Below are 25,462 nucleotides of genomic sequence, written 5' to 3'. Positions count from 1 at the left end.
CGCGCAGATCCTCATCTGCGCGGAACACGGGGCCGGCCGAGACGGCCGGCCCCGCTGGGCTCAGTCCAGGCCCACCTCGTTGGCGACGCGGTCCTCTGCCTCGGCGATCGCATCGTCGACGTCGGCGGAGCCGGACATGATCGCGGTGTGCATGTCGCCCAGGATGCCCTGGATCGCCGCGGTCTTGCTCGAGGTCGGGTTCTCGGGCAGCACCTTGTGCGTCGACCAGGCGAACTTCGACAGGTCATCGGTGGGCGCCCCGGCGACCGCGAAGTAGGTCTCGGCGACCGCATCGCTGCTCAGCGCCGGGGTGATGCCGATGTTGGCGAGCACCTGCGCGGCATCCTCACTGGAGGCGAACTCGAGGAACTTCTTCGCAGCGGCCGCCTTCTCGGCGCTGACCGCGGCGTTGATGCCGAAGCCGGTCGGATCGCCGAAGGTGACCGGGATGCTGTCGGTGCCGGTGGTCGACGAGTCCAGCTGCGGAATCGGGGCGATGCCCCAGTCGAAGTCGTCTGCATCGCCCGAGGCCTGCTGGGCGATCAGCGTGGCGACGAACCAGGTGCCCATCGGCATCATCGCCGCCTTCTGCTTGCCGAACTCGCCCTGGTAGGTGAGCTGGTTCGCGCTGGAGGTGTTGAAGTCGACCTGATCGCCGTCGGCGTCCAGCTTCAGCACGCGCTCGTAGTACGGCTTCATGTAGTCGTACTTCCCCTTGAGGATGTCCGAACCGGTCTGCGCGTTGGCGAAGCCCTGCACCACCGACTGCCAGCGGTGCGTGTAGCTGCCCTTCGCGCCGCCCGCGCCGGCGGTCAGCTTCGCGGCCGCCGCGTCGTAGTCGTCCCAGGTCCACGAGCCGTCGGGCTCGGTGACACCGGCCTTCTCGAAGAGATCCTTGTTGTAGAACAGCACCCACGAGTCCTGGCGGTACGGGGTGGCGTAGGCGACGCCGTCGACCGTGTACGAGTCCGCACCGCCGATGCCGTCGGGCAGCTTCACATCGGAGACGTCGAGCAGCTGACCGCCCTCCTGCAGGGTGGTGACGTACTTGACCTCCTTCTGCGTGATGATGTCGGGGCCGGATCCGGCGGCGAGGTCGGCGGTGACGAGCGTGTTGTAGTCGGTCGGGTCGTATTCCTTCAGGTCGATGGTGATGTCGGGGTTCTGGTCGTGGAACGCGTCGGCGAGCGCCTGGAACTCGGGCGTGGTGTCGATGCTCCACGCCGACATGCTCAGCGTGATGGGCCCGCCCGGCTCGGCGGGCTCATCGGCGTCGGCGCTGCATCCGGCGAGCGCCAGCGCGGCCACAGCCGCGATGCTGCCGGCAGCGAGGATCTTTCTGTTCATGCTGTTCGTGCTCCTTCGTGATTGCGATCGACCCGTGCGGGTCCGGGGGTGTGTTCTGGTATCAGGCGCCGCTGGGCCGCGGCAGGCGGGTGGTCGTGCGCCGTCCGTCCGGCCAGCCGACCACTGCTGCTTCGGCGTGGAGCTCGAGCGAGGGGACGGATGCCGGCGGCTCCGCGCCGCCGAGCAGCACGGCCGCGGCGATCCACGTACCGTCCTCGGGGGCGCCCGTGACGACGGGGACGGCGGCGTCGGGGCCGAGGGGGCTGGCATCCGTCCGCCGTTCGATGCCGGGAGCGAGACCCGGCGTGAGCGGCACCACGATGCTCACGAGGTCGTCGAGGCGCGCGGATGCGGCATCCGTCGACACCGTCGTCTCGACCTGTCCTGGTTCGCCGGCCAGCGCCCATCCGCCGATGCGCAGCGCCGCGTCACGGCCCGCACCGTCGCGCACGTCGATGCGCACCAGCCGCACCTCCCACGCACCGCGGACGATCGAGCAGGTGGTGATCCGCCCGGCGACGGTCACCGCTCCGGTGATCCCCGAGCCGTGCCGCACCTGCACCTCGGCAGGGTCGATCCAGTGCACACGGCTGACGGATGCTGCCACTGCGACGCCGCCGTCGGCATCCGCATCGATCCGCAGCAGGGCCATGCCCGCCCGGTGCGTGGCGCGACCGGCGGCGTCCACCAGCGCGACGGACTGCTCCAGCGGCTCGGCCCAGGCGTCGCCGTTGAGCAGCGGCGAGGACGCGGTGGAGTAGCCCATCCGCGCGTACAGCGGGGAGTCGCCGACCTCGGCATCCGGCTCGGCGTGGTCGGTGCCGTGGTTGATCACGCGCACGATGCCGTCGGATGCGGTGCCGGACACGATCCAGCCGGCCGGCGCGATCGTGCGCAGATCGTCGGAGCCCGGCGCCGGTTCGGGGGCGGCCCACACCGGGTGGTCGGCGGGAAGCGCGATGCCCAGCATCCCCTTCGCCGCCCAGTACGGCGATGACGGACCGGAGTAGTTCTGCGCGAGCCGCCGCCACGGTGCGTGCCAGCCCATGCTCAGCAGGTCGTCCTGGTCGGGGGCGCCGTGCTCGTCGAAGTGCGCGATGACGCCCATCGCGACGTGCCGCAGGGTTCCGAGATCCGTGGACGGCACCTGGGCGAGGGCGCCGACCCAGAACGGTGCGGCGGCGGCGAAGCGGTAGATCAGGCTGCGGCCCTGGATGAGCGGCGCACCGTCGGCGCCGACCAGGTGCACGGCATCCTGCAGGTAGCGGTCGAGCGCCTCGACGTCGCGCGCAAAGCGGTCCTCACCCAGCTCGGCCGCCAGTTCGGCGGCGCCCTGCATGCGCGACCAGAGCACCGGGTACAGGTGCAGCGCCCAGCCGACGTAGTGGTCGTAGGCGCGCTCGTCGCCGTCCGAGAACCAGCCGTCGCCGCGCGCGAAGGAATCGTGACGGGCGAGGTCCGCGGCGATGTCGGAAGCCGACCAGGGTCCGCCGACCGAGCGCAGGAAGGTCTGCACGACGATGCGGAACCACACCCAGTTGTTGCGCGGGTAGGTGTCGTCGCCCACGACGGGTGTCAGGTAGTCGATGACGCGCTGCCGGGTGAGGACGTCGAGCCGATCCCAGATCCACGGGCGGGTCATGTCGAGGATGAGCGCGATCGAGGCGGCCTCGACTTTGGCCTGCGGATGCTCGTCCAGTCGCACCCAGCGCTCCTCGGAGGCCGGGTCGACGCCGGCGACGATGCCGCGGGTGTAGTCGCGGATCAGTCCGTCGACGCCCTCACCGTGCGCACCGACGATGCGGAATCCGGCGAGCAGGAAGGTGCGGGCGAAGCCCTCCAGCCCGTCGACGGCGGTTCCGTAGCCGCCCGGCGCTCCGGGAGGTGTGATGCGGGCGAAGCCCGGTGAGGCCCATGCGGCGGCTCCGCTCAGCATCCGGTCGGCGAACGCGACCAGCGCGTCCCGCGATCCCGTCCGCATCGAGCTGCGCTCGGACGGCTGCGATGTGCGGGTCACGGGTTCTCCTTCGAGCAGTGATCGGCACCCCGACGAGGGGTGACTGTTTCAGGAGATTAGCAATCCGATTTGTTCGGCTCAAGAAGATTTGCGTTCTATCATGAACGGTTCTGTTCGTTTATCGAAACGTGTCCTGTTTTAGCGGGTAAACGCTTGCCGACACCGCCGACGTGATGAAGTGGAAGCATGCGCGCAGTGATCATGCACGGGCCCGGCGACGTCCGGGTCGAAGACGTCCCCACCCCGCAGCTCGTCGAGCCGACCGACGCGATCATCCGCGTCGACGCCGCCTGCATCTGCGGATCCGACCTGTGGCCGTACCGGGGCATCGAGAAGCAGAAGCGGCCGACGCGGATGGGTCACGAGTACATCGGCCTGATCGAGCAGATCGGCCCCGAGGTGCGCGACCTCGCGGTCGGCGACTTCGTGGTCGGCTCGTTCATGGCATCCGACGGCACCTGCGAGATCTGCGCGGCCGGCTACCAGTCCCGTTGCATCCACGTCGTCGGCATGGGGTCGGTGGGCACGCAGGCCGAATACGCGCGCATCCCCTGGGCCGACGGCACGCTGGTGAAGGTCGCCGGCGAGATCACGCCGGAGCGGCGGCGGAGCCTGCTCGCCGCCTCCGATGTGCTCGGCACCGGCTGGTTCGCCGCCGTCGCCGCCGAAGCCGGGCCGGGCAAGACCGTGGCCGTGGTGGGCGACGGTGCTGTCGGCCTGCTCGGCATCCTCGCCGCGTCGCGTCTGGGCGCCGAGCGGATCATCGCGATGTCGCGCCACGCCGACCGGCAGGCGCTGGCCCGCCGCTTCGGGGCGACAGACATCGTCGAGGAGCGCGGAGACGCCGGCGTCGCGCGGATCAAGGAGCTCACCGGCGGTTACGGTGCGCACTCCACCATCGAGGCAGTGGGCACGCAGGAGTCCATGGAGCAGGCGATCCGCGCCACCCGCGCCGGTGGGCACGTCGGCTTCGTCGGCGTCTCGCACGGCGTCGCCCTCGACGGCGCCGAGCTGTTCTTCTCGGGCGTGCACCTGCACGGCGGCCCTGCACCCGTGCGGCGGTTCCTGCCCGAGCTGATCGAGCTGATCATGACCGACCGGATCGACCCCGGTGCGGTGTTCGATCTCACACTCCCCTTCGACGCCGCCGCCGCCGCCGAGGGCTATCGCGCCATGGACGAGCGCCGCGCGACGAAGGTGCTGCTGGAGTTCTGACGCGCGGACGGCGCCGATCCCGCTGAGCGGTCAGGCGCTCGCGCGAGTGACGAGAACCGGTGTCAGCAGCAGATCGGCGGGGTGCTCACCCTCGATCCAGGCGACGAGTCGGCTGACGGCCTGCTCGCCGAGCGCATCGAAATCCTGTCGCACGGTCGTGAGCGGCGGCTGAAACTCCGCGGCGTCCGCGATGTCGTCGAAGCCGACCACGGCGATGTCCTCCGGCACACACCGGCCGGATTCTGCGATGGCGCGCAGCGCACCGAGCGCCATCTGGTCGTTGGCCGCGAACAGCGCGCTCAGGTCGGCGGATGCCAGCATCCGCTCCGTCTGCGCACGGCCGGATGCCGCCGTCCAGTCGCCCCGCACGACAGGGGGCGCCTCGACACCGGCGGCGGCGAGCGCTTCGCGCCAGCCGCGTTCGCGTTCGGATGCCGCGAAGGAGTCACCGGGACCGGCGAGGTGGTGCACGGTACTGTGCCCTGCCGTGAGCAGATGCGCCGTGGCCGCCCGCGCGCCCACGGCGTGATCCGTGCCGATGACGGTGAAGCGCTCGTCCGGCGGGGAATCGACGACGACCAGGCGGAGGCCGGCGGATGCCGCATCGCGCGCGAGCGCGGTCGCCTCGTTGAGCACGATCGCCCCGTCCACGCCCTGATCGCGCAGACTGTCGAACGCGCCGTCGATGTCGCCGTCCGATCCGAGCGTGACGACCGTGACCGCGTAGCCGCGGGAGGCCGCGGATTCGGCCACCGCCTGCAGCATCCGTGAGTTCCCGACCGTGGCGAGGGTCTGTGCGACCAATCCGAGGGTGTGCGTGCGTCCGGTGCGCAGTGCCCGTGCGGCGCGGTTCGGGCGGTAGCCGAGCTCTGCCATGGCCCGCTCCACACGCGCCCGTGTGTCGGGGTCGACCTTCGGACTGCCGTTGGCGACGCGCGAGACGGTCTGCCCAGACACCCCCGCTCGCGTGGCGACCATCGCCATCGACACGCGCTGCTGCGGCATCCGCTCTCCTCTCTCCCGACGGCCCGTCTATCTGGCGCTCGTGCACGCGACACGCCGGGATTCACGTGCATAAGCGCCAGCTAGACGGGTGGTGGTGTTGACGCTACCACGATGAGCGCGGTAGCGTGTTGACGTGAACATGCGCAGAACTCCGGAGATGCAGACGACCGAGCTCGGCGCCGGCGTGGTCAAACGCGGCACCCGCCTGGCCGACGGCCGCGAGCTGTTCTACTTCGATGACCCCGACACGACGCTCGGCCCGGAGCGAGCCGTCGACGCCCGGGAGCTCGACGAGCGTCCGGAGACCGCGACCATGCGTCAGGACATCCTCAGCGGCGACTGGATCACCTTCGCCACCAAGCGGCAGAACCGCGTGATGATGCCCGGCGCCGACGCCGATCCGCTCGCTCCCCAGACGCCGAGCAACCCCTCCGAGGTTCCCGCACGCTACGACGTCGCGGTGTTCGAGAACCGCTCGCCCTCCTTCGGCCCCGCACTCAACGAGGCCACCGACGGCGCTCCCGCCGCCGCCAACCCCACCCGCGGACTCGACGACCTCGCCGAGCTCGGCCTCGGACGCACCCGCACCAGCGTCGGCCGATGCGAGGTGGTCTGCTTCAGCCCCGAAGCCGAGGGCTCGTTCGGCACTCAGTCCGTCACCCGCGCACGCACCGTGATCGAGGCGTGGGCCGACCGCACCGCGGCACTGTCCGCGCTGCCCGGGATCGAGCAGGTCTTCCCGTTCGAGAACCGCGGCGAGGCGATCGGCGTCACCCTGCCGCACCCGCACGGGCAGATCTACGCCTACCCCTATGTCACCCCGCGCACGCAGCGACTGCTGGACAGCATCCACCGCACCGTGCCCGACCTCATGTCGCGCGTGCTGGAGAGCGAACGCAGCTCCGAGCGCGTCGTACTGCAGGGCGAGCACTGGACCGCCTTCGTCCCCTTCGCCGCGCGCTGGCCGCTGGAGGTGCAGCTGATGCCACATCGGCACGTACCCGACTTCGCGGCGCTGACCGATGCCGAGCGCGATGAGCTCGCACCCTCTACCTGCGCCTGCTGCGCGGTGTGGATGCGCTCTACGAGACGCCGACACCGTACATCGCCGCCTGGCATCAGGCGCCCGTGCACACCGGCCGCGACACGGTGCGCATGCGCCTGGAGCTCACCAGCCCTCGCCGCGCCGCCGACAAGCTGAAGTTCCTCGCCGGCTCCGAGGCCGCGATGGCCGCCTGGACGGCCGAGATCCTCCCCGAGGTGGCCGCCGAGCGCCTGCGCACAGCCATCGCATCCGTCCCCGAGGCGTGAGCCCACACCGCTTCCACGGAGATCTGCACAATCCCGGAGCATTCCCGGCATCCGTCCCCGAGATCCTGCAGATCTCCGAAGATCTGCCACACCACCCAGGAGACATCGCATGACTGCATCGACCGCCGCGCGCGAGCTGCTCACCGGGATGACCGGGCGCGAGCCCGAGGGCATCTGGTCGGCACCCGGCCGGGTGAACCTGATCGGCGAGCACACCGACTACAACGAGGGCTTCGTGCTGCCGTTCGCGATCCCGCACCGCACCTATGCTGCGGTCGCGCTGCGCGACGATGACCGGATCCGCGTCGCCTCGACCTTCGCGGACGAGCCCGTCGAGGTGCCGCTGAACGAGCTCGACGAGCTGTTCCCCACCGCACCCGACGCGAGCCCGGCCGTGCCGGAGTGGTCGGCGTACGTGCTCGGCATCGCCTGGGCGCTGCGTGCGCGGCAGCCCGACGCCCCCACCCCGGGAGTCGACATCGCGATCGCCTCCGACGTTCCGGTCGGCGCCGGACTGTCGTCGTCCGCCGCGATCGAGGGCGCCGTGGCATCCGCCCTGAACGAGCTGTGGGGCCTGGGGCTGGATCCTGTCGCGCTGGCACAGGTGGGTCGTCGCGCCGAGAACGAGGCCGTCGGCGCGCCCACCGGGATCATGGATCAGATGGCATCCATGCTCGGCCGGCCCGATGCGGCGACGTTCCTGGACTGCCGCACGCTCGAGACCCGCTCGATCCCGACCGGGTTCACCGCCGCTGGGCTCGAGGTGCTCGTGATCGACACGCAGGTATCGCACGCGCACTCCACCGGCGGGTACCGTGAGCGCCGCGAGTCCTGTGAGCGCGGGGCGGCGCTGCTCGGCATCCGCTCGCTGCGCGACGCGAGCATCTCCGACCTGCCGCGTGCCGCAGAGGCGATGGACGAGGTGACCTTCCGCCGGGTGCGGCACATCGTCACTGAGAACCAGCGTGTGCTCGACACCGTCGCGGCCCTCACCGAGCAGGGTCCGCGGGCGATAGGCGAACTGCTGGTCGCCTCGCATGCGTCGATGCGCGACGACTTCGAGATCTCGGCGCCCGAGCTCGACGTCGCCGTCGACACCGCGCTGGCGCACGGTGCGATCGGCGCCCGGATGACCGGCGGCGGCTTCGGCGGGGCCGCGATCGCCCTGGTCGCGCACGATGTGGTGGATCGCGTGACGGATGCCGTGACGCAGGCGTTCGCGGATGCCGGCTTCACCGCCCCGCACATCTTCGCCGTCTCTCCCTCGGCGGGCCCGCACCGGGACGCCTGACCGCCGTTCGAATCGCGCAAATGGCTCGAAAACCTCCCGGAATGGAGCGATTTAAGCGATTCGAACGCGGTTTGACACAATGAACACTGCGCAACCGCGCACCGGAAGGAGTCCCATGTCCTGGCTTGTCACCGGCGGCGCCGGCTATATCGGAGCACACGTCGTCCGCGCACTGTCATCGGCGGGGCTCACCCCGGTCGTGCTGGACGACCTCTCCAGCGGCCGCCCGTCGTTCGTGACCGAGGACGTCGCCCTCGTGGAGGGCACGATCCTCGACCGCGAGCTGGTCGAGCGCACGCTGCGCGAACACGACGTGGAGGGCGTGATCCACGTCGCCGGATTCAAGTACGCGGGCGTCTCGGTGCAGCGCCCCCTGCACACCTATGCCCAGAACGTCGAGGGCACCCGCGTGATCCTCGAGGCGATGCAGTCCGCCGGGGTCGCGAACATCGTCTTCTCCTCGTCGGCGGCCGTCTACGGCACCCCCGATGTGGCACTCGTCACCGAGGACACCCCCAAGCATCCGGCCAGTCCGTACGGCGAATCGAAGCTGATCGGCGAGTGGCTGCTGCGCGATCAGGGCGTCGCGACCGCGGCATCCGACACGCCGCTGCGGCACACCTCGCTGCGCTACTTCAACGTCGTGGGCTCCGCGGACCCGACGGTGTACGACGTCAGCCCGCACAACCTCTTCCCGATCGTATTCGAGGCGCTGCTCGAGGGCCGCACGCCGTCGATCTTCGGCGACGACTACGACACCCCCGACGGCACGAATGTGCGCGACTACGTGCACGTCGGCGACATCGCGGCCGCCCACGTCGAGGCGGCGAAGCGCCTGGCATCCGGTCAGCCGATCGAGCCCGCCTACAACCTCGGCTCCGGCGACGGGCTGAGCGTGAAGCAGATCATGGATGCCATGGTGCGCGTCACCGGCATCGACTTCGAGCCCGCGATCGGGCCGCGCCGCCCTGGCGACCCGGACCGGATCGTGGCCGCCGGCGATCTCGCCGCGCGCGACCTGGGCTGGACCATGCGCTACACGGTCGACGAGATGGTGCGCACCGGCTGGGAGGCCCGGCGCGCCGCCGGGTGAGCGTGGGCGAGGAGCGGATGCTGTTGCGCGCCGCGACCGTCGACGACGCGCATGGCATCGCCGTGGTGCATGTGCGGTCCTGGCAGGCGGGGTACCGCGGGCTGATGCCGCAGCACGTCCTCGACGGGCTCTCAATCGCCGAGCGGGAGGCGGGCTGGGCACGGATCCTCACCGAGACCGTTCGCGGGTCGCAGACCCTGGTCGTCGAGCGCGCGGGGACGCTGGTGGGCTGGGCGAGTTTCGGCGATGCCCGGGATGCGGATGCCGCCGGCACCGGCGAACTGTGGGGGATCTACGCGCATCCGGATGCCTGGTCGACGGGTGTCGGGCATCTGCTGATCGATGGTGTCGAGCGGGCACTGGTCGATGCCGGCCACGAGGCGGCGTACCTGTGGGTGCTGGAGGGGAATGAGCGCGCGGCGTCGTTCTACGAGCGGCACGGCTGGGCATCCGACGGTGCGACGAAGGTCGATCGCCGGCCCGGGATGGTGCTGCATGAGCGTCGGCACGTGAAGCGACTGGGCTGAGCATCCGCACCGCCTGAGTCGTCGCCGCATCGGCACGGATGGAAATGGCTGGTTCCAGCGCTTCCGCACCGACGTTCTGCATCCGCGCGAGCGCCGCGCAGCGACGGGTGCCGAGTACGCTGGGCGGCGATGAATGAGTCACCGATCGCGCAGACCGTCGAGGGGCCGGTGCGCGGCATCCGTCGCTCGGACGACCTGGCCTTCCTCGGCATCCCGTACGCCGCCCCGCCCACCGGGCGCCGGAGGTTCCTGCCGCCCCAGCCGGTCGATCCCTGGACCGACCCGCTCGATGCCACCGCGTACGGCGCGACCCCGCAGCGCCGCGAGGAGCCGAACGCGATCATCCCCGAGCCGAGTGTGCCCGGCGCTGCGACGCTGAACCTGAACGTCTTCACTCCTGCTCTCGAGGGTGCACTCCCGGTGCTGGTGTGGATCCATGGCGGCGGGTACTCCGCCGGCTCCGCCGCGAGCCCGTGGTACGACGGCCGCACTTTCAGCCGCGACGGCGTGGTGACGGTGAGCATCTCGTACCGGCTCGGCTTCGACGGCTTCGGCGTGATCGACGGCGTGCCCGACAATCGTGGTGTACGGGACTGGATCGCGGCACTCGAATGGGTGCAGCGCAATGTCGCGGCCTTCGGCGGCGACCCCGGCCGGGTGACGATCGCCGGGCAATCCGCCGGCGGTGGTGCGGTGCTCACCCTGTTCGGGATGCCGAGTGCCCAGCACCTGTTCCATGCCGGGATGTCGTTCAGCGGCGCACTCGGCGATCTGCCGCGTGATCTGGTGCGCCGCCGCAGCATCGGCCTGGCCGAGATGGCGGGCACCGAGCCCACTCTCGACGGGTTCCGTGCCGTGAAGGAGCGCGAACTGACCCGCCATCAGTACAAGGCGTCGCTGCTGGGGAAGACCGGTCTCGCCGCGACCACTGCGACTCTGGTCGACGGGCTGCCGTGGGGTCCGGTGATCGACGGTGAGCTGATCGCGCAGCCCACACCCGAATCGCTCGCTGCCGGCGTCGGCGCGGACAAGCCCCTGCTGCTGGGCGCCACCGACGACGAGTTCACGATGGCTTTCGACAGCGCGCCGCGCTGGCTGCGCTGGGTGCCGGTGCGGCTGGCGCTGCGGGTGGTCGAGAAGGCCGGTAGCGTCAGACGCGCCTGGCATCGTGCGAACCGTGGCCGTCGCACCGGGCCCGCACTGGGCCGGTACGTCAGCGACCAGGTGTTCCGCTCACTGGTGCTGCGGGTCGCCGAGGTACGACGGGATGCGGGCACCTGGGTCTACCGCTTCGCGTGGCGCTCCCCCGTCAACGGCTGGGCGCACCACTGCCTGGACGTGCCGTTCTGGTTCGACTGCCTCGACGAGCCGCACGTTCCGAAGATGGCCGGGGATCATCCGCCGCTGGCTCTGGCCGACGAGATGCATACGGCCGCCGTGGCGTTCGTACGCGACGGCGCTCCGGGGTGGCCGGCCTGGCGCACCGAGCCGGGCATCACCCGTGTGTTCGGTGACCAGCCCGCCCTGTCGCGCTCTGCCTACGACGACGCCCTGCCCCTGGTGTGAAGGCGGCGCCCCTGCCTCCTGCCCCCTTTCTCGAGGCTTCAGGTGGCGCAACACGCCGCATCCACCCGCACTGAGGCAACCAGCTGCGACACCTGAAGTCAGAGGCTGGAGGGCCGAGGAGGCTGGGAGGCTGGGAGGCTGGGAGGCTGAGGGCAGGGACGGTGCTCAGCGCACGGGGTCGAGGACAGGGATCTCGTAGCGGTGCGGGGTGCCGAACCGGTGCGCGGTGATCGAGACGGCCTGCTCGCGCAGGAACGTCAGCAGCTCCACCCGCCCCGCTGAGACGACCGGGTTGGCGTAGATCGCCAGGCTCGGCGATCCGTTCACCGCGGATGCCGTGGCGGCAGCATCCGTGCCGATCAGCCGCACGCGTCCACCCGCGGCAGCCAGACGACGAGCATGCGCCGACCAGGCCGACGCATCCTCGGTCACGACGACGACATCGTGCGCACCCAGCCAGGTGACGACGGCGGAGGGCAGCGCGGATGCCGTGCTCACGGTCACCCGGGAGCGGGCACGCAGCCCCGCGGCGACCACCCGCACCAGCTCGGCCACCCGCGTTCCCTCGTATCGCACGGTGACCGGCAGCGCCTGGTAGCGCAGCGCGTTCTGCTCGGTGGTCAGGCCGGTCGCATCGCGGACGATGCCGAACTCCGTGGCCCACGCGTCGATGTCGGTGGCCAGCGCCCCACGCAGCCAGGAGGCGTCCTCACCCTCGGAAGCCAGCGCGGCCGCAGAGAGACCCAGCTCGTCGAGTGGTCGGGTCGTCGTGGTCTCGGCATCCGTCCACTCCGACAGCCCGACCAGGTAGTTCGGTCCGCCTGCCTTGGAACCGGCACCGACGGCGGCCTTCTTCCAGCCCCCGAAGGGCTGGCGCTGCACGATCGCGCCGGTGGTGCCGCGGTTGACGTACACGTTGCCGGCCTGGATGGTCGCCAGCCACTGCTGGATCTCGTCCTCGTCGAGCGAGTGGATGCCGCTGGTGAGCCCGTAGTCGATGTCGTTCACGATGTCGATGGCCTCGTTCAGCGACGACGCGGTCATGATGCCCAGCACCGGTCCGAAGTACTCCACCCGGTGGAACTCGCTGCCGCGGACGACCCCCTCGCGGATGCCCGGGCGCCACAGCTGACCGGCGTCGTCGAGCTTCTCCGGCTCGAGCAGCCATGACTGACCCGGATGCAGCTCGGTGAGCGCGCTGCGCAGCTTGCCCTCGGCCGGGCCGATCAGCGGACCGATCCGGGTGGTGCCGTCTTCGGGCGCGCCCACCTCGTAGGAGCGCACGGCGTCGACGAGCTGTCGGCGGAACCGCTCCGAGTGCGCCGCCGAGCCGACCAGCACCACGAGTGATGCAGCCGAGCACTTCTGCCCGGCGTGGCCGAACGCCGAGTAGGCGACGTCCTTCGCGGCCAGATCGAAATCGGCGGAGGGGGTGACGATGATCGCGTTCTTGCCACTGGTCTCGGCCAACAGCGGCAGATCAGGGCGGAAGCTGCGGAACAGCTCGGCGGTCTCGTAGCCGCCGGTGAGGATGACGCGTTCGACAGCGGGATCGCTGATGAGCCGCTCACCCAGCTCCCGACCGTCGAGCTGCACGTACTGCAGCACGTCTCGCGGCACGCCGGCCTCCCAGAGCGCCTCGATCATGACGGCGCCCGAGCGGCGGGCCTGACGGGCGGGCTTGATGATCACCGGCGATCCGGTGGCCAGCGCCGCCAGCGTGGAGCCGGCAGGGATCGCGACGGGGAAGTTCCACGGCGGGGTGACGACGGTCAGCCCGACCGGGTGCATGACCGCGCCGTCGACGTCGGCGAGCTTCTTGGCGCTCTCGGCGTAGTAGTGCGCGAAGTCGATCGCCTCGGAGACCTCGGGGTCGCCCTGCTCGATGACCTTGCCGGCTTCGGAGCCCATCACCTCGAGCAGCTCGGCTCGGCGCGCCTCGAGCACGTCGCCCGCGCGGTGCAGGATCTCGGCGCGTCCGGCGGCGCCCAGTGCGCGCCAGGCCTCGCCCGCCGCGACGCCGGCGGCGATGCGTTCGGAGACCTCGGCGGCGGTGGAGAGGGTGTTCGCCGCGACTGTGTCGTCACCGAGGGTGGAGGCGACCATGCGCGAGCGGATGCCGTCGGCCCACTCGCGGTTGGCGGCCAGCGACGGGTCGGTGTCAGGGGTGTTCGTGAAGCCGTCGCGCTGCGCGGGTGCGGGCGACAGCTGGCGGTTCTGGGTGCGGTTGGGTCCGGGGACCTCCGCGGGGATGCCGGCGACGGATGCCAGGAAGCGCTGCTTCTCGCGGTCGAACAGGGCCGGGTCGGAGTCGAGGTCGAAGACGGCCGACATGAAGTTCTCGTGGCTCGCGCCCTCTTCGAGGCGGCGGATCAGGTACGCGATCGCGACGTCGAACTCGTCGGGGTGCACGACTGGCGTGTAGAGCAGCAGCGAGCCGACGGTGCGCTTGACGACCTCGGCCTGCGCGGACGCCATGCCCAGCAGCATCTCGAACTCGATGCCGTCCTGCACGCCGCGCTTCGAGGCGAGCAGCCAGGCCAGGGCGATGTCGAAGAGGTTGTGACCGGCGACGCCGATGCGCACGTTCCCGATGTGGTCAGGGCGCAGCGCATATTCGAGCACGGCCTTGTACGAGGAGTCGGACTCCTGCTTGCTCGACCAGGTCGCCAGCTCCCAGCCGTGGGTCTCGGCATCCACGGTCTCCATCGGCAGGTTGGCGCCCTTGACGACGCGCACCTTGATGGGCGCACCGCCGTCGGCGACGCGCTTCGCGGCCCACTCCTGCAGACGCATCATGGCGGAGAGGGCGTCAGGCAGGTAGGCCTGCAGCACGATGCCGGCCTCGAGGTCGTGGAACTCGGGACGGTCGAGGATGCTGGTGAAGACCGCGATCGTGAGGTCGAGGTCCTTGTACTCCTCCATGTCGAGGTTGATGAACTTCTTCGCCCCGCGCGCCGGGCGGGCGGCGATCTCGTACAGCGGGTGCAGTGCCTCGGATGCCTCGGCGACGGCCTGCTCGAAGGCCCACGGGCTGTGCGGGGCGACGGTGGAGGACACCTTGATGGAGACGTAGTCCACGTCGTCGCGCAGCAGCAGACGGCGGGTACCCTCCAGGCGGCGCTCGGCCTCGTCCTTGCCGAGGATGGCCTCGCCGAGCAGGTTGATGTTGAGCTTCACGCCCTGCGTCTCGCGGATGTGCTTGATCGCCGCGCCCAGCTTCTCATCACGGGCGTCGACGATCAGGTGGCGCACCATCTGGCGCAGCACGGCCCGCGCCGAGGGGACCACGATGCCGGGGAGCATGCCGGCGGTGGCGCCGCCGAGGCCGATCGCGCCGCGCATGATCGCGGGCAGGAACGCGGGGGTCAGCGGCACGAGCTCCTTGAGCTTGGCAGCGGCGACCTTCAGGTCCTCGGGGCGCACGACGCCGTCGACGAAGCCGACGGTGAAGTCCAGGCCGTTGGGGTCGCGCAGCACGCCGGCAAGGCGCTCACCGGCGGCATCCACCGGCACGGCACGGCTGTCGACCAGCCACTTCTTGACCAGCGCGACGGCGTCGTCGGCCAGTTCGGTGAGGTCGGAGAGAACGGCGCCGGTGGCGCGCACAGGGGTGGTCATGTTCTCAGGATGCCTCCCGGAACTCACTATGAAAAGCGACGTTTTATGAAGCATAATGTTCGATAGAATCGTCGTGTCTGCGATGGCGATCCACCGAGGACAGGAGATCTCGCGAGGACAGGACGATTTCTCGGCATCCGTCCTGTTCTGAACGAATCTCCTGTTCCCGATGAAGAAGAGACAGGAGCCCCGATGTTCGAACTGAGACGGCTGCGATTGCTGCACGAGCTGGCGCTGCGCGGCACGATCGCCGAGGTCGCCGCATCCCTGTCCTACTCCCCCTCGACGGTCTCCCAGCAGCTCTCGCTGCTGGAGCGCGAGGCCGGCGTGACACTGCTGGAACCCGACGGAAGACGGGTGCGGCTGACACCGCAGGGGCGGATGCTGGCGCAGCACGCCGCGCGCGCGCTGGAGCTCGATGAGGCCGCGCGAGCGGAACTCATCGACACCCCCGGGTGGGAGCCGGTGCGCCTGTCGGCGATGCCCACCGCGGCGGAGACGATCGTGCCGGCCGCCCTGACCGCGCTCGCCGAACGCGCGCCCGAGCTGCGCGTGGAGCTGGCCGAGCTGCCGCCCGAGGAGAGCCTTTTCGAACTGTGGGCGCGCCGCTTCGACCTGGTGATCGCGGAGCAGTACCCGGGGTACACGCGCGAGCAGCGCGACGGCGTGGAGCACGACCTGCTGGGTGAGGACCCGATCCGCATCGTGCTGCCGCCGTCGGAGCATCCGACCCAGCTGTCCGACCTGCGCGACCGCGCCTGGGTGATGGAGCCGGAGGGCACCGCGGCACGGCAGTGGGCCGTTCAGCAGTGCCGCGCGGCGGGATTCGAGCCCGACGTGCGCTTCGAGGCCGCCGACCTGACCACGCACGTGCGACTGGTGGCATCCGGTCACGCCGTCGGGATGCTGCCCGATCTGATCTGGGGCGATGAGCCCAGTCCGCTGACGGTCGCCGACCTGCCCGGCTCGCCCGTGCGCGAAGTGTTCACCGCGGTGCGCACATCCTCCCACGCCGACGAGTCGGTCTCGCTGGTGCGCGCTGCGCTGCGCGACGCGTTTGCCGCCCACCGCCGCGTGGCGCCGTAGAACCGAACCAACGTCACCCTGGCGGAATCTACACGTCGGCGAACGAATGCTGTCGACACTCCGTCGTAGCAAGGTCTTCTGACTACCACAGGAGTGCTCAGCCTGCGGGTTGCCCGATCGACGTAGTCAGCATCTGCACAAGAAGCCAGCCAACGCCCACGATGACCACAACGGCAACGACCACACTGATCACTGTGCGAAGCCGTTCTCGCTTGTTAGGAGCCATATTTCGACCTCAGGATATTCTGATCGCCACGGCCCAACTGGCGCTGGGAGAGATTGCACGTCCCGGTCGACGGCGCCATCACTTGACCAGAATTTTGGGCAACATGGTTCATCCCGACCGCATGACCGAATTCGTGGGTCGCCACGCCTTGAAGGTCGTATCCGGCGGAACACGAAGACGAATTGGTGTTCCATACGCGGCTCGATGTGTCAAACTTAATGTCCGCCTCTACGAGGGTTCCCAATAAGAGATAGGTGCACGTCATCGCGAGCCAGTTATTCGCGGAATTCGTGATGTCACCGAACGAAATGGTGCTCTGATACGAAAGGTTCGTGCATCCTCCAGAAGAATTCACCGACGCCGTCTGAGTTGTTGTCCCCTCGTAAATAAGGTCGAACCCATTTGACAAATTGCCACAGGTAGTTGACCGGCCTTGTTCGACGGTGTCGGCCCCCGCCTTGACGCGATCGAATGCACCAGACGGAGCCCCACTACCGTTCCATCGCCAAGCCATTTTCTTGAAGGAATTTACGTTATTCCAGGTATATGAAATGGAACCCGGTGCCGTAGCACTACATTTCGAATTGGTAGGAGCATTTGTTCCGACTATGCTCCCACTGGCCTCCGTCTGTTCGATCAACTCAGCCACGGCACCCGGTTCACCCATCATGACGTCATTCACTGATGCGGCAACGCCACCGTTGGGCGATGAGTAGACTGCAATCTCTTCACCTATTTCACTGCCCAACGCTGACCGTACAACCGTGTATCCGGGTTCCGGGATCGTCATTTCAACCGTGCCTGACGCAGTTGGAACAAGAACGTCCGTCCCACCCAAATCACACGATTTGGGAATCGACTCTAGTGACTCGATTTGAACGTCGGGACGCTGCCCGCAATCCACGAGAGCCGCTGAGGCATAAGCCGGACCCAATCCGCCTATTGAAATAATCACTGCAGCAATCGAACCCGCAGTTACCGCCCATCGCCTGAAACGCAAGATGCCCTCCGAAACTCGCTTTAGACCCCACCTTTGGCCTGATCTCAGCACATTTATCAGTGCGCGTCAAGGCTCAGTTTCGGACGTCCGGGAGAGCGCGTGCCAAATTTCTGAACGACGGGTAAACATGTCGTTCATGGAGTGCGCAGCACGCCCTGCGTGTCAGGGTTGGGTGAGTCCACGGGTTCACAGCAAGTCCGCCTGCAGGGCGAGGTGAAGGATCACCGATTACTGATGAGTTTGAGTTCCCCCGTCGTGCTGCTGTCGTCCGATGATGGAGTCGTGAGTGCACCTGCGAATCCTGACGGGCCGACGCGCCGTCGCTCGTTCACGCCCGCGCAGAAGCTGAAGTACTTGTCCGAGTACGAGACCGCGTGTGAGACCGGCCAGGGCGCCGCGTTCCTGCGCCGTCAGGGCTTGTACTCCTCGCTGATCTCGGAGTGGCGCAAGCAGCGCGATGCGGGCCTGCTCGAGGGAAAGCAGCCCGGACAAGCGGTCGGGCGCCCATCCGCAGCGCAAGCGGAGAACGCCCGGTTGAAGGCGCAGCTGCGTAAGGCCGAGGCGGAGCTGTCGATGGCGCGGACCGCGTTGGAGATCATGGGAAAAGCACACGCGCTCTTGGAGCAGATCTCCGAGAGCGCGGACACCAACCCGAAGCGGCCGAAGCGCTGATGGGCACGTATACCGCGTTGATCGGTGCAGGGATACCGACCCGTGACGCGTCGTCGCTGACCGGGGTGCCTCGGGTAACTGCTGCCCGCCAGGCCGCACGAGCCGGCCGCCCCGAACCAGAACCGGCGGCGCGTCCGGTGCCGGCGCACAAGCTCATCGATGGCGAGCGTGCGCTCGTGTTGGCGACGTTGAGCAGTGACGAGTTCGTCGACAAGCCGCCGTTGCAGGTCTACGCGATCCTCCTCGAACGCGGCCAGTACGTCGGCTCGGTCGCGACGATGTATCGGGTGCTGCGGGAGAACATGCAGGTCCGCGAGCGGCGCCGACTGGCCACGCACCCGCCGCGGAAGGTGCCCGAGCTGATCGCCACAGCGGCGGGGCAGGTCTACTCGTGGGACATCACGAAACTCGCGGGACCTGCCCGTGGTGTCTACTACGACGCCTACGTGATGATCGACATCTTCTCGCGGTACATCGTCGGCGCGATCGTGCACTCCTGCGAGGACGGCCTCCTCGCCAAAGAGATGATGATCGACGCGTCCGGGCTCCACGGCACCCCCGAGGTCGTGCACTCCGACGGCGGCCCATCGATGACCTCGAAGACGGTCAGGATCCTGCTCGCCGACGTCGGCATCGTCCGGTCACGATCCCGCCCCCACGTCTCCAACGACAACCCCTACTCCGAAGCACTGTTCAAGACGATGAAGTACCTGCCCGTCTTTCCCGACCGGTTCAGCTCGCTCGGCCACGCCCGGCAGTTCTTGGGCGAGTTCGTCAATGCCTACAACCACCACCACCGGCATACCGGGATCGGCATGCACACCCCCGCGGACGTCCACTACGGGCTGGCTGATGCCATCGACCGTGACCGTGACGCCGCGCTCGATGCTACACGCCGCGCCCACCCCGAACGCTTCACCAGCCGCGTGACACCACGACCGAAGATCCTCGACCGCGACCCCACAGCATGGATCAACCAGCCACCCACCGACGAGATTCAACTCGCCGCCCAACACCCACCGGCCTCATCCGCCTTGACAAATTCCGACGGCTAACAGGATGCAGCACGGTTCAACAGGATATTGCGCCCGATCATCGTCTAGCCTCGATTTTCCATCGGTTGCTTGATCGGGCGTGGTCGGCGTCGTTGAACCCGGGCAGGAACAGACACTCTGCTCGGCAGTGGTCGCTAAACGGCAACACTGGTTGGAGCGATCGAAGATGTTGTCCTGTCACTGTCGGCGCGAGGGAAGCACGGAGATCTCGTCACGCATCTAGCTCAGAACTGTCGCGTGCAAGATGTCCTGGGGTCGGGCGCTGGGGCATGCGCACACTCGCGTGCGGCATCCGCTCGCGCATCACTCTGACGGCCTCGGGACTCGAGTCGACCAGCACCGCGTCGCGACCCAGGGCGGATGCCACGGCACCGGTCGTCCCGGATCCGGCGAACAGGTCCAGCACGCGGTCGCCCGGCCGGGATGATGCCTGCACGATGCGGCGCAGGATGCCCTCGGGCTTCTGAGTCGGGTAGCCGGTCTTCTCACGTCCGGAGGTCGGCACGATCGTGTGCCACCAGACGTCGGTGGGCAGCTTGCCTCGAGCGGCCTTCTCCGGCGTCACGAGCCCCGGCGCCATATAGGGCTCGCGATCCACGGCATCCGAATCGAAGAAGTACTCCCGCGGATTCTTCACGTACACCAGGATCGTGTCGTGCTTGGTGGGCCAGCGGCTGCGTGACTTCGCCCCGTAGTCGTACGCCCAGATCAGCTCGTTGAGGAACGCGTCCCGTCCGAACACGGCATCCATCATCACTTTGGCGTAGTGCGCCTCGCGGTAGTCCAGGTGCAGGTACAGGGTGCCGTCGTCGGAGAGCAGCCGCCAGGCCTCCTCCAGTCGCGGCATGAGGAACTCGCCGTAGTCGTCGAAACGGTCGTCGTAGGTGCGCAGCATCCCTCGCACCCGCTCGTAAGCGTGCCCGTGGAAGCCGTGCCGCACCTCGCGTGCGGATTCACCATCGGCGGGTTCGTCGTCGGCGCCGCTGCGCCGCGCAGTGACCACCTGCCGCTCCTGCGTGCGGCCGGTGTTGAACGGCGGGTCCAGGTAGACGAGGGTGAAGGATCCGGATGCCAGGGATGCCGCGACCTCGAGGTTGTCGCCCTCGATGATCTCGACGGCACCCGGCGTTTCGTCTCGCTTCGCTCGCTCAACGACCGGAGAAGAGCTCACGGCACCCGATGCAGCCACGCGTCGGTCGAGAACTTCGATTCGACCAGCGCCTCGGCATCCGCGTACTCGTCGGCGGTGATCGCCCCGTCCTCAGCCCCGGTGAGCGAGCGGAAGGTCTCCTTGAAGCGCTCGATGATCTCGGCTCTCTCCATGCCGGTCTGCGTGCGCAGCGGGTCGACGCGCTTGGCGGCCGAGGTGGTGCCCTTGTCGCTGAGCTTCTCGCGCCCGATGCGCAGCACCTCAGTCATGGTCTGACCATCGATGTCGTACGAGATGGTGGCGTGGTGCAGCACCCCGCCATTGGCGAGCCGCTTCTGGGCCGCGCCGCCGATCTTGCCGGTGGGCGAGGCGATGTCGTTCAGCGGCTGATAGGTGGCCTCGATCCCGATCGAGCGCAGCGCCTGCAGCACCCAGTCATCGAGGAAGGCGTACGAGTCGACGAAGGTCATGCCCTGCACGAGGGAGGCCGGCACGTACAGCGAGTAGGTGATGATCTGGCCGGCGGCCATCATCATCGCGCCGCCGCCGGAGATGCGCCGCACGACGTCGAAGCCGTGCTTCGCCGCCCCCTCCGGGTCGATCTCGTTGCGGTACGACTGGAACGACCCGATCACGACGGCCGATTCGTCCCACTCCCAGATGCGCAGGGTCGGGCGGCGTCGCCCCTCGCCCACCCGAGCGGTGAGCACCTCGTCGAGGGCCAGGTTCATCCGCGGCGAGACAGCCTTCTCGTGCACGATCTCCCAGTCGAAGTCGCGCCATCCGGGAGCGGTCACCAGGGCGCGACGCACGACGGTGCCGACCGCGTCGGGCGAGAATCCCAGCAGCTGTGCGCCATCGGGCAGTGCCGCGCGAACGGCTGCGGCGATCGTCGACGCGTCGGTCTCCACCGGCATCCCCTCGACCGCCGCGTTGATCGCCTCGAGAGCCGTGTCCGGCTCGAGGAAGAAGTCGCCCGCCAGGCGGAAGTCGCGGATCAGACCGTCTTCCACCTCGAGATCGACGACGACGAGCTTGCCACCGGGAACCTTGTACTCACCATGCACGGCTCCAGCAAGCCGCGCCGTTCGTCCGCGCTCCGGGCGATGCCCTCACCCCCGCGCAGGCACCCGCTTGTCCAGCCACGCGAGCAGATCGGCGCGCACGTCGGCGGCCTGCAGCTCGTTGAAGATCTCATGCCTGGCATCCGGGTACACCAGCGTGGTCACATCGCTCAGACCCGACCGGCTGCGGTAGGCATCCGCGAGCTTGTGCACGCTGCGCGGGCCGCCCACCGGGTCGTCGCGGCCGACGAGCAGCAGCAGCGGCACATCGTGGCCGAGATCCCTGCGCGGGCGCCCGTAGAGCCGTGCCGCCTCGATCGGCCCGAACAGCTTCAGCAGCGGCGTCTCCACCGTCAGGGGATCATCGTGGAACGCCTGCCACACCGCCGGGTCGCGCGAGAGCCACTCCAGCCCGTCGGCGTCCGGGCCCTTCCACCGCGCGTTCAACGGCGCGGCGTTGAGGTCGGTCGGGGTGCGGTACGCCGATCCGCTGAGCACGACGGCATCGTAGGCGTCCGGATGCTGATCGAACAGCATCTGCGCGAGGAACGACCCCCACGAGTGGCCGAGCAGCACCAACGGCAGATCGGGGTGCTCCTCGTGGATGATGCCGGTCAGCTGCCAGCATCCGTCGACGGCGGCGCGCATGCCGCCGCGACCGAGGTGCCCCAGTTTGGCGGGGCCGCCCCACTGCCGGATGCCGGTGCGCCCGTGTCCGCGGTGGTCATCGGCGTAGACGTGGAAGCCTGCTCCGGTGAGCGCTTCGATCAGCGCCCCGTACCGGCCGGCGTGCTCGCCGACGCCGTGCAGCAGCTGCACGACACCGCGCGCCTCGCCCGACGCCTCGTGCACGTCGTAGACGATGGCGACCCCGTGGGCGTCCGTGAACTCCGCTGTTCTCATCGCGACCATGTCCTGAGTCTACGGATGCCGGGGATCGCGTGGAGATCATGACGACATCGGCCGTGATCCGGCATCCGGCGGCTCGGGGCCGGTCAGCGGTAGAACGGGTACGTCGGATACGTGTACCCGGCCGACCAGAACGGCTCGAGGCCGTAGAAGGCGAACACATCCTCGTTGTAGGCAACGTCGTTGATCAGATCGGGGTCGTACACCGGAGCGGAGCGCAACCGCTCCCGGCTCTGGTCGATCCGCACCCGATCGTCGTCGACGGAGGCGACGGCATCGACGGGGATGTACGACTTCTGCTCCCCGATGCCGAGGAACCCGCCCGACGCGACGATGAGGAAGCGCACCTTCTGCTCCTCGGCGTCGATGAGCAGATCGTCGATCTTCCCGATCTCCTCACCGCCGACGTCGATGACGGTGCGTCCGCGGATGTCGTCGTCCTTCGCCACGGTCCGGTCGCTGTCGCCGAGGGCGATCAGTTCGTGCTCACCAGCGGTCATGTCACTCTCCTTCCGCTGATGTCACGATCTCAGCGGGAGCGAGACGCCGCGAGAGGCTGGCGTTGCGGGGACGACGCGCGTAGGGTGTGCCAGCCGCACTCAGCCCGGCACGATCGGCCGGGGATCAGGTTGCGGACGGGGATCAGGCCGCGGACGAGGCCGACTGCCTCAGCGCGGCGACGATCGCGTGAGCGGTGTCACGGTCGGTGACCTCATGGGCGCCGACGCCATCGCTGGCTGATCCCATCCGCACGGCGCCGTCCGAGACGATCGTGCGCTTCGCGGAGAAGTGCACGGCGTCGACGCCTGTCGCGATCACGGCCACGGCACTGGATGCGTCGATGCCGCCGCCGGCCATCACCTCGATACGGCCGTCGGCCTCCGCCACCAGCTCGCGGAGCGTGTCGATGCCGTCGGCAGCGCGCGAAGCGCAGCCCGAGGTCAGCACACGTCGCAGGCCGAGGTCGCGGGCGATCCGCAGCGAAGCGAGGGGGTCGGGGGTCACATCGATCACGCGGTGCAGCGAGACGGAGGCACCGTCCGCGGCGTCGACGATTCGCGCCAGGGCGTCTCGATCGAGCGCTCCCGAGCCGTCCTGGCATCCGACCACCACGCCGTGGGCGCCTGCGGCCAGCACGTCGCGCACATCGTGGATCATCACCTCGAGAGCGTCGCGGCCGTAGTGGAAGCCGCCCGCTCGAGGACGGATCAGGACGTGCACCTCCGGCCCCGACTCGCCGGCAGCATCGAGAACGCTCCGCAGCGTCCCGCGCGAGGGGGTGAGCCCGCCCAGTGCGAGCGCCTGCGCGAGTTCCACGCGCGCGGCGCCCAGGTCGCGGGCGATGCGCATGCCGGCGGGATTCTGGACGGCGAGTTCGAACTCAAGGGGCACGAGAACCATTTTCGCACCAAGGCGGCAAAATCCAAGAATGTGAATAAAATTTTCATTCCGCCGGGGCGGGGATGTTTAGTTAGACTATCTAAGTAATGACCGAAGACTTCTCCGCCACCGCATCCGAACTCCGCTACGCCCTCTTCCGGCTCACCAGACGCTTGCGCTGCGTACGCGCGACGGACGCGACCACCGACGCGCAACTCGCAACCCTCGGCACACTCCGCGCCCACGGCCGGCAGACGCTCTCACGGCTCGCAGAGCGGGAGCGGGTGACCGCCCCGACCATGAGCGCGACGGTGAACGGACTGGCCGAGCTCGGGCTGGTGGTGCGCGTCCCCGACGAGGACGATCGCCGACGCGTACACGTGGAGATCACCGAGCAGGGCAGGGAGGTCGTCGCGGCGACCATCCGGCGCCGCGACGAGGTGCTGGCGAACATGATCGTCGGCCTCGATCTCGACGACCATGAGCTGCAGGTGCTGCGCGAGGCCGCAGCGGTGCTCAAGAAGGTGGCCGACGCATGAACGCCATGTTCCGCTCCTTCGCGACGTTCAACTACCGCACCTGGTTCCTCGGCGCCGTCATCTCGAACATCGGCGGCTGGATGCAGGCCACCGCGCAGGACTGGGTGGTGCTCACCGAGCTGACGAACAACGACGCCACGGCCATGGGAGCGACCATGGCCCTGCAGTTCGGGCCGCCGCTGGTGCTGGTGGGGCTGACCGGATGGGTCGCCGACCGGTTCGACCGCCGCAAGATCCTGCTCACCACGCAGTCCACACTGATGGTCCTGGCCGTCGGCGTGGCCGTGATGCTGCTGACCGGCATCATGACGCTGCCGATGATGTTCGGCTTCGCCGCCGCCTTCGGCATCACCAACGCCTTCGATGCGCCCGCCCGGCAGGCGTTCGTCTCCGACATGGTGAGCATGGAGGACACCTCGAACGCCGTCGCGCTGAACTCGGCATCCTTCAACATGGCCCGCCTGATCGGCCCCGCCGTCGGCGGTGTGCTGATCGTGGTGATGGGCTCGGGATGGGTGTTCATCGCCAACGCGGTCACCTTCCTGGCGATGCTGATCGCCCTGCTGCTGATCCGCAAGAACGAGCTCATGCCGCGCGTGAAGAGCGGCAAGCACGGCGGCGGTCTCGCCGGCGGATTCCGCTATGTGATCCACCGTCCCGACCTGATGGTCGTGTTCGTGATGGTGTTCCTCGTCGGCGCCTTCGGGATGAACTTCCCGATCTTCGCGTCGACGATGGCACTGGAGTTCCATCAGGGCGCCGACGGCTACGGCCTGCTCAGCTCGGTGCTGGCCATCGGCTCGCTGGCCGGTGCGCTGCTCGCCGCCCGCCGCGATCGCGCGCGGGTACGGGTGATCATCGCATCCGCAGCGGGGTTCGGCGCAGCATCCGTGATCTCCGCGCTGATGCCCTCCTACTGGAGCTACGCCGTCGTGCTGATCTTCGTCGGGTTCTCGACGGTGACGATGCTGACCACCGCGAACGGCTACGTGCAGACCACGACGGATGCCGGGGTGCGTGGACGCGTGATGGCGCTGTACATGGCGGTGCTGATGGGCTCCACCCCGATCGGCGCCCCGATCGCCGGCTGGGTGGCCGACATGTTCGGCCCGCGCATGGCCATCACCGTCGGCGGTGTGGCGGGGCTGCTGGCGAGTGCGATCGGCGTCGGCTGGATGCTGTGGTCGGGCCGTCTGCACCGTGCCGAGCGCACCCGGTTCATGCTCACGCTCGACGAGACCCGGCCGCTGTCAGTGGTGCAGGCGATGGACCCGTCGCTGTTCAACGATCGGACCGCCGCCACGACGCCGATCCGGCTGCCCCACCGGAAGTCGGACTGACCGGTGGCACGGCATCCGCGCTCGCTCATGCTGGCGCTGGGTGCGAGA

19 protein-coding genes and 1 pseudogene are annotated in these 25,462 nt (G+C 68.8%); 10 read left to right on the top strand and 10 right to left on the bottom strand.

The window, feature by feature from the left end:
* Window positions 1–60: 60 nt before the first annotated feature.
* Both QUE33_RS14590 and QUE33_RS14585 read right to left on the bottom strand, forming a co-directional pair.
* A complete protein-coding gene (locus QUE33_RS14590) occupies window positions 61–1,347 on the bottom strand; it encodes an extracellular solute-binding protein (RefSeq protein WP_286300950.1) in 1,287 nt (428 codons plus the stop codon).
* Window positions 1,348–1,408: 61 nt separating this feature from the next.
* The gene (locus QUE33_RS14585) at window positions 1,409–3,364 is read right to left on the bottom strand and encodes a DUF2264 domain-containing protein (RefSeq protein ID WP_286300948.1); all 1,956 of its coding nucleotides are present in this window, start codon (window positions 3,362–3,364) and stop codon (window positions 1,409–1,411) included.
* A 186-nt stretch (window positions 3,365–3,550) separates the two neighbouring features.
* Here QUE33_RS14585 and QUE33_RS14580 point away from each other — a divergent pair, with 186 nt between their 5' ends.
* The gene (locus QUE33_RS14580) at window positions 3,551–4,579 is read left to right on the top strand and encodes a zinc-dependent alcohol dehydrogenase family protein (protein ID WP_286300947.1); all 1,029 of its coding nucleotides are present in this window, start codon (window positions 3,551–3,553) and stop codon (window positions 4,577–4,579) included.
* 30 nt (window positions 4,580–4,609) lie between these two features.
* Here QUE33_RS14580 and QUE33_RS14575 read toward each other — a convergent pair whose 3' ends face one another.
* Entirely contained in the window at window positions 4,610–5,584 is a 975-nt protein-coding gene (locus QUE33_RS14575; protein WP_286300946.1) for a LacI family DNA-binding transcriptional regulator, read from the bottom strand.
* A 157-nt stretch (window positions 5,585–5,741) separates the two neighbouring features.
* Here QUE33_RS14575 and galT point away from each other — a divergent pair.
* The 5 genes and pseudogenes from galT (at window position 5,742) to QUE33_RS14550 (ending at window position 11,372) form a co-directional block, all read left to right on the top strand.
* A pseudogene (gene galT, locus QUE33_RS14570) lies at window positions 5,742–6,895 on the top strand (galactose-1-phosphate uridylyltransferase).
* Window positions 6,896–7,004: 109 nt separating this feature from the next.
* Window positions 7,005–8,186, top strand: a complete 1,182-nt coding sequence (gene galK / locus QUE33_RS14565) for a galactokinase (protein ID WP_286300945.1) — start codon at window positions 7,005–7,007, stop codon at window positions 8,184–8,186.
* Between the two features lie 115 nt (window positions 8,187–8,301).
* Window positions 8,302–9,279, top strand: coding sequence for a UDP-glucose 4-epimerase GalE (gene galE, locus QUE33_RS14560; protein ID WP_286300944.1), 978 nt, complete (start codon window positions 8,302–8,304; stop codon window positions 9,277–9,279).
* A gap of 17 nt (window positions 9,280–9,296) precedes the next feature.
* Window positions 9,297–9,806: a GNAT family N-acetyltransferase gene (locus QUE33_RS14555; RefSeq protein ID WP_286300943.1), complete on the top strand. Its 510-nt coding sequence runs from the start codon at window positions 9,297–9,299 to the stop codon at window positions 9,804–9,806.
* Window positions 9,807–9,935: 129 nt separating this feature from the next.
* Complete coding sequence (locus QUE33_RS14550; RefSeq protein ID WP_286300942.1) at window positions 9,936–11,372, top strand: carboxylesterase/lipase family protein; 1,437 nt, start codon at window positions 9,936–9,938, stop codon at window positions 11,370–11,372.
* A 165-nt stretch (window positions 11,373–11,537) separates the two neighbouring features.
* Here QUE33_RS14550 and QUE33_RS14545 read toward each other — a convergent pair whose 3' ends face one another.
* Window positions 11,538–14,993: a bifunctional proline dehydrogenase/L-glutamate gamma-semialdehyde dehydrogenase gene (locus QUE33_RS14545; RefSeq protein WP_286300941.1), complete on the bottom strand. Its 3,456-nt coding sequence runs from the start codon at window positions 14,991–14,993 to the stop codon at window positions 11,538–11,540.
* 192 nt (window positions 14,994–15,185) lie between these two features.
* On the opposite strand from QUE33_RS14545, the gene QUE33_RS14540 reads away from it, so the two are divergent.
* The gene (locus QUE33_RS14540; RefSeq protein ID WP_286300940.1) at window positions 15,186–16,079 is read left to right on the top strand and encodes a LysR family transcriptional regulator; all 894 of its coding nucleotides are present in this window, start codon (window positions 15,186–15,188) and stop codon (window positions 16,077–16,079) included.
* A gap of 215 nt (window positions 16,080–16,294) precedes the next feature.
* On the opposite strand, the gene QUE33_RS16295 is transcribed toward QUE33_RS14540, so the two are convergent.
* Window positions 16,295–16,570: a matrixin family metalloprotease gene (locus QUE33_RS16295; protein ID WP_350226564.1), complete on the bottom strand. Its 276-nt coding sequence runs from the start codon at window positions 16,568–16,570 to the stop codon at window positions 16,295–16,297.
* 969 nt (window positions 16,571–17,539) lie between these two features.
* Here QUE33_RS16295 and QUE33_RS14535 point away from each other — a divergent pair.
* Window positions 17,540–19,032 (top strand): IS3 family transposase gene (locus QUE33_RS14535; RefSeq protein ID WP_378761055.1). Its coding sequence is split into 2 segments (ribosomal slippage): window positions 17,540–17,912 and window positions 17,912–19,032, totalling 1,494 coding nucleotides; the frame shifts between segments, so codons are not numbered across the junction.
* 211 nt (window positions 19,033–19,243) lie between these two features.
* Here the strand turns inward: QUE33_RS14535 and QUE33_RS14530 are convergent.
* The 5 genes from QUE33_RS14530 to QUE33_RS14510 all read right to left on the bottom strand — a co-directional run bounded on the left by QUE33_RS14530 (window position 19,244) and on the right by QUE33_RS14510 (window position 23,547).
* Entirely contained in the window at window positions 19,244–20,203 is a 960-nt protein-coding gene (locus QUE33_RS14530; RefSeq protein WP_286300939.1) for a DNA-methyltransferase, read from the bottom strand.
* Window positions 20,200–21,249 carry a lipoate-protein ligase LplAB gene (gene lplAB, locus QUE33_RS14525; protein WP_286300938.1) on the bottom strand — a complete coding sequence of 350 codons (1,050 nt, stop codon included), beginning with the start codon at window positions 21,247–21,249 and terminating at the stop codon, window positions 20,200–20,202. Before lplAB ends, QUE33_RS14530 begins: the two co-directional genes overlap by 4 nt.
* A 45-nt stretch (window positions 21,250–21,294) precedes the next feature.
* Entirely contained in the window at window positions 21,295–22,158 is an 864-nt protein-coding gene (locus tag QUE33_RS14520) for an alpha/beta fold hydrolase (protein ID WP_286300937.1), read from the bottom strand.
* A gap of 83 nt (window positions 22,159–22,241) precedes the next feature.
* On the bottom strand, window positions 22,242–22,655 hold the full coding sequence (locus tag QUE33_RS14515) for a PRC-barrel domain-containing protein (RefSeq protein ID WP_286300936.1): 414 nt from the start codon (window positions 22,653–22,655) through the stop codon (window positions 22,242–22,244).
* A gap of 142 nt (window positions 22,656–22,797) precedes the next feature.
* The gene (locus QUE33_RS14510; RefSeq protein ID WP_378761058.1) at window positions 22,798–23,547 is read right to left on the bottom strand and encodes a copper homeostasis protein CutC; all 750 of its coding nucleotides are present in this window, start codon (window positions 23,545–23,547) and stop codon (window positions 22,798–22,800) included.
* 95 nt (window positions 23,548–23,642) lie between these two features.
* Between QUE33_RS14510 and QUE33_RS14505 the strand changes: the two genes are divergently transcribed.
* Window positions 23,643–24,074, top strand: coding sequence for a MarR family winged helix-turn-helix transcriptional regulator (locus QUE33_RS14505; RefSeq protein ID WP_286300934.1), 432 nt, complete (start codon window positions 23,643–23,645; stop codon window positions 24,072–24,074).
* A gap of 5 nt (window positions 24,075–24,079) precedes the next feature.
* Window positions 24,080–25,414 (top strand): MFS transporter, encoded by a 1,335-nt coding sequence (locus QUE33_RS14500; RefSeq protein WP_286303176.1) that lies wholly within the window; start codon window positions 24,080–24,082, stop codon window positions 25,412–25,414.
* Window positions 25,415–25,462 lie beyond the last annotated feature (48 nt).

The organism is Microbacterium suwonense, assembly GCF_030296555.1.
Taxonomy (GTDB): Bacteria; Actinomycetota; Actinomycetes; order Actinomycetales; family Microbacteriaceae; genus Microbacterium; species Microbacterium suwonense.
The sequence above is the reverse complement of the archived record's forward strand: the minus strand, read 5'-3'. Positions and strand labels throughout refer to the sequence as shown.

Bases quoted from the DNA above. Each gene is read 5' to 3' on its own strand.
- QUE33_RS14590 (WP_286300950.1), bottom strand. From the start codon at position 1,347: ATGAACAGAAAGATCCTCGCTGCCGGCAGCATCGCGGCTGTGGCCGCG.
- QUE33_RS14580 (WP_286300947.1), top strand. From the start codon at position 3,551: ATGCGCGCAGTGATCATGCACGGGCCCGGCGACGTCCGGGTCGAAGAC.
- QUE33_RS14575 (WP_286300946.1), bottom strand. From the start codon at position 5,584: ATGCCGCAGCAGCGCGTGTCGATGGCGATGGTCGCCACGCGAGCGGGG.
- galK (WP_286300945.1), top strand. From the start codon at position 7,005: ATGACTGCATCGACCGCCGCGCGCGAGCTGCTCACCGGGATGACCGGG.
- galE (WP_286300944.1), top strand. From the start codon at position 8,302: ATGTCCTGGCTTGTCACCGGCGGCGCCGGCTATATCGGAGCACACGTC.
- QUE33_RS14555 (WP_286300943.1), top strand. From the start codon at position 9,297: ATGCTGTTGCGCGCCGCGACCGTCGACGACGCGCATGGCATCGCCGTG.
- QUE33_RS14550 (WP_286300942.1), top strand. From the start codon at position 9,936: ATGAATGAGTCACCGATCGCGCAGACCGTCGAGGGGCCGGTGCGCGGC.
- QUE33_RS14545 (WP_286300941.1), bottom strand. From the start codon at position 14,993: ATGACCACCCCTGTGCGCGCCACCGGCGCCGTTCTCTCCGACCTCACC.
- QUE33_RS14540 (WP_286300940.1), top strand. From the start codon at position 15,186: ATGTTCGAACTGAGACGGCTGCGATTGCTGCACGAGCTGGCGCTGCGC.
- QUE33_RS16295 (WP_350226564.1), bottom strand. From the start codon at position 16,570: ATGACGTGCACCTATCTCTTATTGGGAACCCTCGTAGAGGCGGACATT.
- QUE33_RS14520 (WP_286300937.1), bottom strand. From the start codon at position 22,158: ATGGTCGCGATGAGAACAGCGGAGTTCACGGACGCCCACGGGGTCGCC.
- QUE33_RS14515 (WP_286300936.1), bottom strand. From the start codon at position 22,655: ATGACCGCTGGTGAGCACGAACTGATCGCCCTCGGCGACAGCGACCGG.
- QUE33_RS14505 (WP_286300934.1), top strand. From the start codon at position 23,643: ATGACCGAAGACTTCTCCGCCACCGCATCCGAACTCCGCTACGCCCTC.
- QUE33_RS14500 (WP_286303176.1), top strand. From the start codon at position 24,080: ATGTTCCGCTCCTTCGCGACGTTCAACTACCGCACCTGGTTCCTCGGC.